Source organism: Pseudomonas sp. CFII64 (genome assembly GCF_000416235.1).
Lineage (GTDB): Bacteria > Pseudomonadota > Gammaproteobacteria > Pseudomonadales > Pseudomonadaceae > Aquipseudomonas.
In genome coordinates, this window is record NZ_ATLO01000052.1 from 1 (window position 1) to 12,544 (window position 12,544).

Consider the following 12,544-nt stretch of genomic DNA (forward strand, 5'->3'; position numbering starts at 1 on the left):
CGTTCTTCGCGGGCAAGCCTCGCTCCAACAGTTTTTCAAACCGTCAGCAAGCGCTCCCTGAGCTTGCCAATCTCATCGCGCATCTGCGCTGCCGCTTCGAATTCCAGGTCGCGGGCCAGTTGGTACATCTTTTCTTCCAGCTGGCGAATGCGCTTGGTGATTTCGCTGGGTGAGCGCAGCTCGTTTTCGTACTTGGCGTTCTCTTCGGCGGCCTTGGCCATGCCTTTGCGCTTCTTGCTGCGCGAACCCGGCACGGTTGCACCTTCCATGATGTCGGCAACGTCCTTGAACACGCCCTTGGGCGTAATGCCGTGTTCAAGGTTGTAGGCAATCTGCTTGTCGCGACGGCGCTCGGTTTCGCCGATAGCGCGCTCCATGGAACCGGTGATGCGATCGGCATACAAAATCGCCCGGCCATTGAGGTTACGTGCAGCACGGCCAATGGTCTGGATCAGCGAACGCTCGGAACGCAGGAAGCCCTCCTTGTCGGCATCGAGAATCGCCACCAGGGACACTTCCGGCATGTCCAGACCTTCACGCAGCAGGTTGATCCCCACCAAAACGTCGAAGGTGCCCAGACGTAAATCGCGAATAATCTCCACCCGCTCCACGGTGTCGATGTCCGAGTGCAGGTAGCGCACCCGCACGCCGTGATCCGCCAGGTAATCGGTCAAGTCCTCGGACATGCGCTTGGTCAGCGTGGTCACCAGCACGCGCTCTTCCAGCGCCACACGCTTACCGATCTCGGACAGCAAGTCGTCGACCTGAGTCAGCGCCGGACGAATTTCGATTTGCGGGTCGACCAGCCCGGTCGGGCGCACCAGCTGCTCGATGACCCGCCCCGCGTGTTCAGCCTCATAGTTGCCGGGCGTCGCCGAGACGAAAATAGTTTGCGGACTGACTGCTTCCCACTCGTCAAAACGCATCGGTCGGTTATCCAGCGCCGAGGGCAGCCGGAAGCCGTACTCCACCAGCGTTTCTTTACGCGAGCGGTCGCCTTTATACATCGCGCCGACTTGCGGCACGCTGACGTGGGATTCGTCGATCACCAGCAAGGCATCAGCGGGCAAATAGTCATAAAGCGTTGGCGGCGGCGCGCCGGACGGGCGACCCGACAGGTAGCGCGAGTAGTTTTCGATACCGTTGCAGTAACCCAGTTCGAGGATCATTTCCAGATCGAAGCGGGTGCGCTGCTCCAGGCGCTGGGCTTCCACCAGCTTATTGTTGTTGCGCAGGTATTCCAGACGCTCCTGCAACTCGACCTTGATGCCTTCCATCGCATCGACCAGGGTTTCCCGAGGCGTTACGTAGTGGCTTTTCGGGTAGAAGGTGAAGCGCGGCAGCTTGCGGATCACTTCGCCGGTCAGTGGATCGAACGCCGACAGGCTTTCCACTTCGTCGTCGAACAGCTCGATGCGGATCGCTTCCAGGTCCGACTCGGCCGGGTAAATATCGATGACATCGCCGCGCACCCGGAAGGTCGCACGGGCAAAATCCATGTCGTTGCGGGTGTACTGCAAATCCGCCAGCCGACGCAACAAAGCGCGTTGATCGAGTTTGTCGCCACGGTCCACATGCAAAACCATGCGCAGATAGGTTTCCGGGCTGCCAAGGCCGTAAATGCAGGAAACCGTGGTAACGATGATGGCGTCCTTGCGCTCCAGCAACGCTTTGGTTGCCGACAGCCGCATCTGCTCGATGTGGTCGTTGATCGAGGCGTCCTTCTCAATGAAGGTGTCCGACGACGGCACGTAGGCTTCGGGCTGGTAATAATCGTAATAAGAGACGAAATATTCGACCGCGTTGTTGGGGAAAAACGCCTTGAACTCGCCGTACAGCTGCGCCGCCAGGGTCTTGTTCGGCGCCAGCACCAGCGTCGGGCGCTGCACCTGGGCAATAACGTTGGCGATGCTGAAGGTCTTGCCCGAACCGGTCACACCCAGCAATGTCTGGTGCGCCAGCCCGGCTTCGATCCCTTCGACCATCAGGCGAATGGCTTCTGGCTGATCGCCAGCAGGCTCAAAACGGGTGACGAGCTGAAACTCGGACATAACGTACCTCTGTGTGCGTTTTCGCCAGAGTGCGCGCAAAAACGAAAGAACCGCCAACGCCTGCTCCGTGAAAGGATCAGTCGTACAGAATATAAAGTGATGGGACTACAAGTGGAGTCTCCAATGCCGCCTTTCAAGCCATAGAGTCGATACGCTGCCAAGGATGCTGGCGCAATATGACCAGCGGCGGAAAAATAACCGGAAAAACCTTGAAAAAACGCCTTGCCGACTGTCGCCCCGGCCCGCGATGGCCTCTATACTAGCTCCCCGTTTGTGCACCGCTCTGGCGCATTCGGGTTAGAGCGGCCTTCCCTCACTTCTCACTCAGAGCCGCCGCAAAAATGAGCCTGTTCTCCGCTGTCGAAATGGCACCACGCGATCCAATCCTGGGCCTCAACGAAGCATTCAACGCCGATACCCGCACCACCAAGGTCAATCTTGGCGTGGGCGTCTATTGCAACGAGGAAGGACGCATTCCCCTTCTGCGCGCCGTTGCCGAAGCCGAGAAGATTCGCGTGGCTCAGCACGCTCCCCGCGGCTACCTGCCGATTGACGGCATCGCCGCCTACGATCTGGCGGTACAAAAACTGCTGTTTGGCGCAGATTCGCCGTTGATCGCTTCCGGTCGCGTCTTGACCACCCAGGCAGTCGGCGGCACCGGCGCACTGAAAATCGGTGCCGACTTCCTCAAGCAACTGCTGCCCGATGCCGTCGTCGCCATCAGCGATCCAAGCTGGGAAAACCATCGCGCCCTGTTCGAGACGGCCGGTTTCCCGGTCCAGAACTATCGTTACTATGATGCGACCAGCCATGACGTGAACCGTTCCGGCATGCTCGAAGACCTTGAGAACCTGCCGTCCGGTTCCGTCGTCGTGCTGCACGCCTGCTGCCATAACCCGACCGGCGTCGACCTGACCCTTGAAGACTGGAAGAAAGTCCTGGAAGTGGTCAAGGCCAAAGGTCATGTACCTTTCCTCGACATGGCCTACCAGGGCTTTGGCGATGGTATCGACGAAGACGCCATTGCAGTGCGCCTGTTCGCCGAATCGGGCCTGACCTTCTTCGCTTCCAGCTCGTTTTCCAAATCCTTCTCGCTGTACGGTGAACGCGTCGGCGCGCTGTCGATCATTACCGAGTCAAAAGAAGAAACCGCCCGCGTGCTGTCGCAGGTCAAGCGCGTAATCCGCACCAACTATTCCAACCCGCCGACCCACGGCGCAATCATCGTCGCCGCCGTGCTCAACAGCCCGGAACTGCGCGCGATGTGGGAAGAAGAACTGGCCGAGATGCGCCTGCGGATTCGCGGCATGCGCGTAGCGATGGTCGAGCGTCTGGCGAACAACCCGGCAGGTCAGGATTTCAGCTTCGTCGGTCGCCAGAGCGGCATGTTCTCCTACTCCGGCCTGACCACCGAGCAAGTGCACCGCCTGCGTAACGAGTTCGGCATCTACGCCCTGGACACCGGCCGCATCTGCGTCGCGGCGCTGAACCAGAACAACATCGATACGGTGTGCAAGGCGATTATTCAGGTGATCTGAAGCGTTAACGTTGTCGTTCACGATCCATAGGACCGGCTTTAGCCGGGAGAACGCCTCCCGGCTGAAGCCGGTCCTACGGACTGGACTAGTTGCTACCCTTCTTGCGATACGCCATCGAATCATCGATCCGCTTGAGGATGTAATCCCCCGCTGCCACGGGCGGATACAGACTGCTGGCCGGATCAATCCCCAGATCACAAGGGTCAACCACTGCGCTGTAGGTCGGATCGTAAAAGGTCGCGATGGAATAGCGTTCATGCCCGGATGTGTTGATCACCCGATGCAGGGTCGAGCGGAACCGATCATTGGACCAATGCGCCAGCAGATCACCCACGTTGACCACCAGACTGCCAGCAATTGGCGTCGCGTCGATCCAGTTATTGGAGCCCAGTTCACGCACCTGTAAACCGCCGCTGTCGTCCTGATACAGCAAGGTGATGCAGCCATAATCCGTATGTGGCGCGACGCCGAACTGATCGGCTTCAGCCATCGGCGGATGCGGCGGGTAGTAGACCATCTGCGTGCGCTGCAGCCGCTTGCTGTATTTGCCGATGAAAAAGTCCTCATCGATCCCCAGCCCGGCCGCCACCGCCTTGAGCAGATCCGCCCCCGCAACACCGATGTGCGCGTAATAGTCGTCCAGCGCGCCCCGCAACTCGGGCATGAACTGCGGCCATTGATTCGGCCCGCGCAACGCTTCGCCGGCCAGCACACAGGGATCGTCTTCCGGCAGTTCAAGGCCGATGCTGAAAAACTCCTTGTGATCGGGCTTGGTCGCTTCGTACATCAGCGCCCCGCCCAGCGCGTGCCAACCGCGATGGCGCTTGTTCACCGCGACCTGACGCTTGACCTCGGCCGGGTAGGCGAAAAAGGTCCGCGCAGCAGCCATGGCGCGATCAATCACCGCCTGGGGCACGCCATGATTGATGATGTAGAAGAATCCGGTTTCGCTGCACGCCTTGCGAATCGCGTCGCCGACGCGCTGAATACTGGCAGGATCGCCCTCGTGAACGCCGGTCATGTCGATCAAGGGCAGATTGGTATCGGTCATGCTGACTCCTGAGAAAACGGCAGGCGGTGTATACAGGTGCAAGCATTTCCTGTGCCGGTCGACCAGGCACCGAGGCGATTACTCAGCCAGCATCCCTATCGCGCCGATTGACCGGTGTCTGGGTGACAAGTTGCCGAAATCAGCAGCGTTTCCAAGCGCCCCAACATCGGGCGCGAGGATCACAAGTGGTGCAACTTTCGGTGACAGGTTTCAGGCAGGCAGAAACAGGCGCAGCAGCCGGGCCTGCGAATTACGGGCCCAAGCTGAACTGGCCCGGCTTTTGCCTTACCTGTATATACAGGATGATATGACTTAACATTGTCATTCGAAGTCAGCCCGAATTCGCCAGCATCCACCCGAATAATCAAAGCAGGAACACACGCCATGCCAGCTTCTCTTCTTCTCAAGCCCGGACAATTCGACCTCGATCAGCTGCGTGCGATCTATCAGCAGCAGGCGCCGTTCGAACTTGACCCTGATGCCCGGGAAGTGGTCGATGCCAGCACCCGCACGGTCAACGAGATCATCGCCAACAACCGCACGGTATACGGCATTAACACCGGTTTCGGCTTGCTGGCACGCACTTCGATACCGACCGAATCCCTGGCCAAACTGCAACGCAATCTGTTGTTGTCACACTGCACCGGCACGGGTCCGTTGCTGGATGACGCCAGCGTCGCGTTGATCATGGCGCTCAAGGTCGGCTCGCTGGCCCGTGGCTTTTCCGGAATTCGCTGGGAAGTGATCCAGGCCATCAGCGCGCTGTACGCCGCCAAGGTTTATCCGTGCATCCCGTCCCAGGGTTCAGTGGGCGCGTCCGGCGATCTGGCACCGCTTGCGCACATGTCAGCGGTGCTGATCGGTGTCGGTCGCGTGCGCCATCAGGGTCGCGAGATGGACGCTGTGGAAGGCTTGGCGCTGGCAGGCCTGGAACCGATGGTCCTCGGCCCGAAAGAAGGCCTGGCGTTGATCAACGGCACTCAGGTGTCGACCGCTCTGGCTCTGCGCGGCCTGTTCGCCACCGAAAAATTATTCACCGCCGCAGTAGTTGCCGGCAGCCTCAGCGTCGAGGCTCTCAAAGGCTCGGACGTTCCTTTCGACGCGCGTATCCAGGCCGTTCGTGGGCAACCGGGGCAAATCGACGTCGCTGCGCTGTACCGCGAATTGCTGGCGAAAAGTGAAATCCGCGACTCGCACATTGATTGCGGGCGCGTGCAAGATCCGTATTCCCTGCGTTGCCAGCCACAAGTGATGGGCGCGTGCCTGGATCACATGCGCTTCGCCGCCAGCGTGTTCCTGCGCGAGGCCAACGCGGTGTCGGATAACCCGCTGGTGTTCAGCGCCGATGGCGACGTGCTGTCGGGTGGCAACTTCCACGCCGAACCGGTGGCCATGGCATCCGACGTGCTGGCCTTGGCAATTTCCGAAATCGGCGCCCTGTCCGAACGCCGCATCGCCCAGCTGGTGGACCCTGCCCTGTCCGGCCTGCCAGCGTTTCTGGTCAAGGAAGGCGGCTTGAATTCCGGTTTCATGATTGCTCAGGTGACCGCTGCCGCATTGGCCTCGGAGAACAAGACGTTGGCCCATCCGGCTTCGATAGACAGCCTGCCGACCTCCGCCAACCAGGAAGACCATGTGTCCATGGCGACCTTTGCGGCACGCCGTTTGCTGGACATGGCGGGTAACAGCAGCGCGGTGGTGGGCATCGAACTGCTCGGCGCGGCGCAAGGTGTAGACCTGCACGCGCCGCTGCACACCTCGGAAAAGCTCAGCGAAGTGCTGGCCATGATCCGCAGCGAAGTTGCCCACTATGATGAAGATCGCTACTTCGCCCCGGACATCGCCGCTGCGCGTGCCTGGGTCGAAAATGGTGCATTCACCCGCTGGCTGCCGTTCCAACGCCTGTACGGTTGATTTGCCATAAGGGCGGCGGACATATGCTCCGCCGCCTGCGCAACTCCTGTCCAGGTCCCTTTTTACTGTTCAAGGATTTGCATGCGCCGCTATCACACAGGCTCCGATTTCCGTCGCGCCCAGAGCATCGCCGAACTCGCTGCCATGGCTCGCCGCCGACTGCCGCACTTCGCCTGGGAATACCTGGAAGGCGGAGCGGAAGAAGAACTCACCCTCAAGCGCAACCGTCAGGCATTTGCCGACATTACCTTGCTGCCGAAAACCCTGGTGCCGTGCAGCGACATCAATACCCGGCGCGCGGTTTTCGGTCGTGATCTGCCGCTACCCATCGCCATCGGGCCGACTGGTTACAACGGCATGCTGCATCGCGACGCCGACATTCATCTGGCCCGCGCCGCCACCGAACGCGGCTTGCCCTTCACCCTGAGCACCGTCTCCACCAATTCCATGGAACAAGTGGTTGCCGCAGTGCCTGACGTTAATTTCTGGCTGCAGTTGTATTGCCTGCAAGATGCGCACATCCAGGAAGACATGCTGCAACGGGCAACTGCCGTCGGTTGCCAGACACTGCTGCTCACCAGCGACTCGGTGCGGCTGGGCAATCGTGAGTGGGACCGGCGAAATTTCTCTCGCCCCCGGCAACTGAGCCTGCGCAACAAGCTCGACGTCCTGCGCCACCCGCGCTGGCTGCATCAGGCGTTGTGGCCACAGGGCATGCCGACTCTGGCAAATATCGAACGTTACCTGCCTCCGGATCAGCGCAACGCGAGCGGTGGCGCGCACTTCATGGGTACGCAGATGGAGATGGGCCTGGATTGGGATTCGCTGGCACGTTTGCGTGATCGCTGGCCGCAACGCCTGCTGCTCAAGGGCGTGATGCACCCCGACGATGCGGAAAAAGCCGTGGCCCTGGGCCTGGACGGCATTGTCGTGACCAATCATGGCGGGCGGCAACTGGATGGCGTGCCGGCCAGTATCGACTGCCTGCCCGCCATCGCTGCCGTGGCCAAAGGCAAGCTGACACTGCTGCTGGACAGCGGCATCCGGCGCGGCACCGACATTCTCAAGGCGTGCGCCCTGGGTGCCGATGCGGTGCTGCTGGGCCGCGCGACTTTATATGGTGTCGCCGTAGGTGGTCAGGCCGGCGCAGGTCATGCGCTTGACCTGCTCGCCGAGGAACTGCGCCTGGCGCTGTTTCTGCTGGGCCAGCCTGATCTAAGCGCACTGCACGCCGAATTTTCTCCTTCCTGCACGGTGAGTTGACCGATGACGAATTTGCAGCAAACCCTCGACCAGCTGCGCGATACCCTGGGCGACGCGCAAGTCCTGACCGGCGACGCCATCAGCGCGCGACACTACAGCGACTGGACCGGCCACGCGCCCGCCTGCCCGGCGGCATTGCTGTTGCCGCGCAACACTGAAGAAGTGTCTGCCGCACTGCGCATCTGCAACGCTGCGCAACAATCGGTCGTCCCGCAGGGCGGCATGACCGGCCTGGCCGGTGGCGCCATACCGCGCAGCAGCGACATCGCCTTGTCCCTGGAACGCCTGCGCGGTATCGAAGAAATCGACGCCGCTTCAGCGACCATCAGCGTGCTGGCGGGTACGACGTTGCAGGACATTCAACAGGCCGTGCATGACGCAGGCTTTTTGTTCCCGCTCGATCTTGGTGCGCGTGGCTCATGCCAGATCGGCGGCAACATCGCCACCAACGCCGGAGGCAATGCGGTGATTCGCTACGGCATGACCCGCGAGCTGGTGCTGGGCCTGGAAGTGGTGCTGGCTGATGGCCGCGTACTGAATCTGATGAACAAGATGATCAAGAACAACTGCGGTTACGACCTGAAACAGTGCTTCATCGGCAGCGAAGGCACGCTCGGGGTCATCACGCGCGCGGTATTGAAACTCGCGCCGCAACCGGGCGAAACCACCACGCTGCTGTGCGCCCTGCCCGACTACACAAGTGCAGTGAGCCTGTTGCGACGTCTGCAACGTGACGCCGGCACGCCGCAAGCCTACGAACTGATGTGGCAGGACTTCTTCCGGATGGGCGTTTCCTGGCTGGAAAACCCGGTAGCGCCAATACCCGATCACCATCCGCTGTACGTGTTGCTGGAGTCGGTGGCCGCCCGTGAGGTACTGGAAAAAAGCCTCGAAGCGGCGCTGGAAGCGGGCGAAGTGGTTGACGCAATCATGGCCAGTTCCCACACCCAGGCCCGCGCCTTGTGGAAGATTCGCGAGGCAACCGGCGAGTTTCCCGTGCGGCTGGCGCCGCTGAATTTCGATATCAGCCTGCCCATTGGCCAGATCGGCGACTTTGCAGATAGGTGTCGCCAGCGCCTGGAGCAACAATGGCCGGGTAACCACAGCGTGTATTTCGGCCACATCGGTGACAGCAACCTGCACCTGACCGTGGATTGCAATTCCCTGCCGCAGCCTGCGCCGATTCTGGAAATCGAAGCGTTGGTCTATACAGCCGTGGGTGAAATGGGCGGCGCGGTCTCGGCCGAGCATGGCATCGGCCTGCTCAAGCGCGAGTTTCTGCACCATTCGGTCAGCCCTGAAGCCTTGGCGACCATGCGCCAGCTCAAGGATTGTCTCGACCCGAGGGGCATTCTCAATCCGGGAAAAATCCTTGGCTGACTGTCGGCGCAGGGTTGTATATACCGGTATGGCACGCTAACTGCAGCATTAGTCACAGATATCACACCGAACCTGACTGAGACGAAGGAGTTACCCAATGCAACTGGATTCCCTGTTCAGTAAAACGTGCAAAAGCTTGAGCATCGCCGTGGCCCTGGCGGCAATGCCGCTGATGGCTCACGCCGATCAGTTGGACGACGTGAAAAAAGCCGGCGAGTTGGTCGTGGGTACCGAATTGCAGTTTGCGCCCTTCGACTTCACCGAAAACGGCAAGCAACAGGGCTTGAACTCAGAATTGTTCGAGCAACTGGGCAAAGAACTGGGGGTGAAGGTCAAGTTCATCGACCTGCCGTGGCCGAGCGTGCTGCCGGGGCTTGAAGCGAAGAAGTTCGACATGGTTGCCGGTCCGATCATCGAGACCAAGGCCCGTCAGGAGCGTTACCACTTTGTCCTGCCGATCGCCGAAGCGACGGTTGCGCTGATGGTCGGCGCCAAGGACGACAGCATCAAGAAACCCGAAGACATTTCCGGCAAGACCGTCGGAGCAGGCAAAGGCTCGGCACAACTGGAAGAGCTGAAGAAGTTCGCCGAGACCCTGCCGGAAAAAGTCACCATCCGTGAATACGTCGACAACAACCAGGCTTACGCCGATCTCGCGGCCAAACGTATTGTGGCGGTAGCGAACTCGCTGCCAAACATCTCCTTCGTGGCGGCTAAACAAAGCGACAAGTACAAAGTGATCCTGCCGCCGTTCGGCAAAAAATCCTACTTCGCTTATCTGGGCCGCAAGGACGCCGATGCCGACAGCCTGATCGCCGCCCTCGACGCCGCCATGCTGAAAATGCACGCCGACGGCCGCCTCGCCGCCCTGCAAAAGAAATGGCTGGGTGCCGAAATGGACGTGCCAAAGGCTGATTTCACGCCGACCTGGTAAGCCCGGACAACTGACCCCTTGGAGCGAGCGGTCGGCGTTCCGACTTGCTCGCGAAGAGGTTGCAGAAGCGACCGCTGAAGCGACCGTAGGAGCGACTTTAGTCGCGAGAGCCCCAATCGCCCTCCCGGCTAAAGCCGGTCCTACAGCAAGCCTCACAGAATTCTGGAGACACGATGTTCGACTGGCCGTTGCTCGTGCAAAACCTGCCGTTGATGCTCGAAGCTTTGCTGGTGACCCTTGAAGTCACCGTTGCGGCGCTGTGCATCGGTTTTGTGATCGGCATTCTGGTGGGCAGCCTGCGCTTGTCCCCGGTGCCACTGCTCAGGCGTCTGGGTGGTGGCTATATTTTCGTGTTCCGCGGCATTCCGCTGCTGGTGCAACTGCTGTTCATTTATTACTTCCTGCCGCGTATCGGCCTGCCCAACGTATCGCCCACAGTGGCGGCGGTGATCGGCCTGTCGCTGGCGGCAGGCGCGTACATTGCGGAAATCATGCGCGGCGGCTTCCTCGCCATCCCTGAAGGTCAACTTGAGGCCGCCGGATTGCTGGGTTTGAGCGCCGGACAAATGCTGATCCGGATTCGCGTCCCGCAAGCCGTGCGCTTGACGCTGCCCGCCCTGATCAACGAGATGATCCTGCTGATCAAGGCTTCGTCGCTGGTTTCGGTGGTTGGCCTCGCGGACCTGACGCGGACGGCGCAGAACATGGCGGCCAGCGACTACCTGTTCGTTCAGGATTACCTGATGCTGGCGGGCTTCTATTGCCTGATCAACATTCCGCTGGCGTTATGCGGCGGCCTGCTTGAGCGGCGTCTGAAGGAGCAGTACTGATGATCTTCGATCCGCGAATCATCACCGACCATCTGGACGAGATCGGCTCGGGGTTCATGATCACGCTGGGCACCTGGACCGCTGGCGTCGTGCTCGGCCTCGCGCTGGGCATGCTGATTGCCGTTGCCCAGTTGTTCGGCAATGGTCTGGTGCGCGCGCCGTTACGGGTTTTCATCGAGTTGATCCGCAGCACGCCGTTTCTGGTCCAGCTGTTCCTGATCTACTACGCCGGCCCTGCTTTCGGCTTGAGTCTGGACCCGATCCCCGCTGGCGTGCTCGGGCTGGGCATCTATGGCAGCGTGTACTTCGCAGAAATTTTCCGCACCGGTTTTCAGTCGGTGCCGCGCGGCCAGCTCGAAGCCGCCGACACCCTGGGCATCACCCGCAGCCAATGCATCATGCGCATTCAGGTGCCGCAGATGCTGGTGATCATCCTTCCGGCGCTGGTCAATCTGGTCACGATCCTGTGCAAGGAAACCGCCGTGCTGTCGATCATCACCATTCCGGAACTGACCATGGTACTGACCGGCATTGGCTCGGAAACCTTTGCCTTTGTCGAGACCTTGCTGGTGCTGTGCATCGGCTATCTGCTGTTGGTCGAAGCCTGTTCCCGCCTCGGTATGTTCCTTGAGCACAAGGTCGGCCGTTTCATGAACAGGCAAACCCGATGAGCAGCGTTCAAATTTTGCAACCAGGTGAACTGATGAAAAGCTCCCAGCAACTGGCCGGCGACCGCGAACCCATGCTGATCTTGAACAAGGTCGGCAAAAGCTTCGGCCCCTTGCGCGTGCTCAAGGGGATCGACTTGCAGGTCCGCCATTCGGAAGTGGTGTGCCTGATCGGTCCTTCCGGGTCCGGCAAGAGCACCTTGCTGCGCAGCATGGCGTTTCTTGAAGAGTACGACGAAGGCGAAATCATCATCGAGGGCAAACTGCTGGGCTGGATGCCGGCCAATGGCACGTCCGGCAAACCTCGCAAACGCGCGCCGCAAGCGCAGATCAATCAGGTGCGGCGCAACGTCGGCATGGTCTTTCAGCAGTTCAACCTGTGGCCGCACATGACGGCCATCGGCAACGTTTGCGAGGCGCTGCGTCGGGTACGCAAGCTTAGCGCTAGCGAAGCCAACGAACGTGGCATGGCGATGCTCGATAAAGTCGGGCTGGCGCACAAGGCCGCGTCCTATCCGGCGCAGCTGTCCGGTGGCCAGCAACAGCGCGTGGCGATTGCCCGGGCGTTGGCGATGGAGCCGCACATCATGCTGTTCGATGAGCCGACCTCGGCGCTGGACCCGGAACTGGTGGGCGAAGTGCTGCAAGTCATGAAAACCCTCGCCAAAGAAGGCATGACCATGGTCGTGGTCACCCATGAGATGGGCTTCGCCGCCCAGGTGGCCGACTCGGTGGTGTTTCTCGATCAGGGCGAAGTGGTTGCACGGGGCACGCCCCAGGAAATCTTCCACAACGCCGAACAGCCACGCTTGCAGCAATTCCTGCAGAACTATCTGGATCGCAACGCGTTTTGGCAGGACAACAAAGAGGCCAGCAGCGTATGACCCTTGCAGACTGTCTGATTGTGAGCACGTG

At 60.4% G+C, this 12,544-nt stretch carries 10 protein-coding genes; 8 read left to right on the plus strand and 2 right to left on the minus strand.

Going from position 1 to position 12,544, the window contains the following annotated elements; genetic code table 11:
- Positions 1-35: 35 nt before the first annotated feature.
- Positions 36-2,051 carry an excinuclease ABC subunit UvrB gene (gene uvrB / locus CFII64_RS27145; protein ID WP_020294083.1) on the minus strand — a complete coding sequence of 672 codons (2,016 nt, stop codon included), beginning with the start codon at positions 2,049-2,051 and terminating at the stop codon, positions 36-38.
- Between the two features lie 341 nt (positions 2,052-2,392).
- Here uvrB and CFII64_RS27150 point away from each other — a divergent pair, with 341 nt between their 5' ends.
- Complete coding sequence (locus tag CFII64_RS27150; RefSeq protein ID WP_020294084.1) at positions 2,393-3,589, plus strand: amino acid aminotransferase; 1,197 nt, start codon at positions 2,393-2,395, stop codon at positions 3,587-3,589.
- 85 nt (positions 3,590-3,674) lie between these two features.
- Here CFII64_RS27150 and CFII64_RS27155 read toward each other — a convergent pair whose 3' ends face one another.
- Positions 3,675-4,640: an isopenicillin N synthase family oxygenase gene (locus CFII64_RS27155; RefSeq protein ID WP_020294085.1), complete on the minus strand. Its 966-nt coding sequence runs from the start codon at positions 4,638-4,640 to the stop codon at positions 3,675-3,677.
- Between the two features lie 384 nt (positions 4,641-5,024).
- On the opposite strand from CFII64_RS27155, the gene hutH reads away from it, so the two are divergent.
- The 7 genes from hutH (at position 5,025) to CFII64_RS27190 (ending at position 12,513) form a co-directional block, all read left to right on the plus strand.
- Positions 5,025-6,554, plus strand: a complete 1,530-nt coding sequence (hutH, locus tag CFII64_RS27160) for a histidine ammonia-lyase (RefSeq protein WP_020294086.1) — start codon at positions 5,025-5,027, stop codon at positions 6,552-6,554.
- A gap of 81 nt (positions 6,555-6,635) precedes the next feature.
- A complete protein-coding gene (locus CFII64_RS27165; RefSeq protein ID WP_020294087.1) occupies positions 6,636-7,817 on the plus strand; it encodes an alpha-hydroxy acid oxidase in 1,182 nt (393 codons plus the stop codon).
- Positions 7,818-7,820: 3 nt separating this feature from the next.
- On the plus strand, positions 7,821-9,197 hold the full coding sequence (locus tag CFII64_RS27170; RefSeq protein WP_020294088.1) for an FAD-binding oxidoreductase: 1,377 nt from the start codon (positions 7,821-7,823) through the stop codon (positions 9,195-9,197).
- Positions 9,198-9,294: 97 nt separating this feature from the next.
- Positions 9,295-10,131, plus strand: coding sequence for a transporter substrate-binding domain-containing protein (locus CFII64_RS27175; RefSeq protein WP_020294089.1), 837 nt, complete (start codon positions 9,295-9,297; stop codon positions 10,129-10,131).
- 173 nt (positions 10,132-10,304) lie between these two features.
- Positions 10,305-10,961 (plus strand): amino acid ABC transporter permease, encoded by a 657-nt coding sequence (locus tag CFII64_RS27180; protein WP_020294090.1) that lies wholly within the window; start codon positions 10,305-10,307, stop codon positions 10,959-10,961.
- The gene (locus CFII64_RS27185; protein WP_020294091.1) at positions 10,961-11,632 is read left to right on the plus strand and encodes an amino acid ABC transporter permease; all 672 of its coding nucleotides are present in this window, start codon (positions 10,961-10,963) and stop codon (positions 11,630-11,632) included. Before CFII64_RS27180 ends, CFII64_RS27185 begins: the two co-directional genes overlap by 1 nt.
- Before the next feature lie 32 nt (positions 11,633-11,664).
- A complete protein-coding gene (locus CFII64_RS27190) occupies positions 11,665-12,513 on the plus strand; it encodes an amino acid ABC transporter ATP-binding protein (protein WP_052026676.1) in 849 nt (282 codons plus the stop codon).
- Positions 12,514-12,544 lie beyond the last annotated feature (31 nt).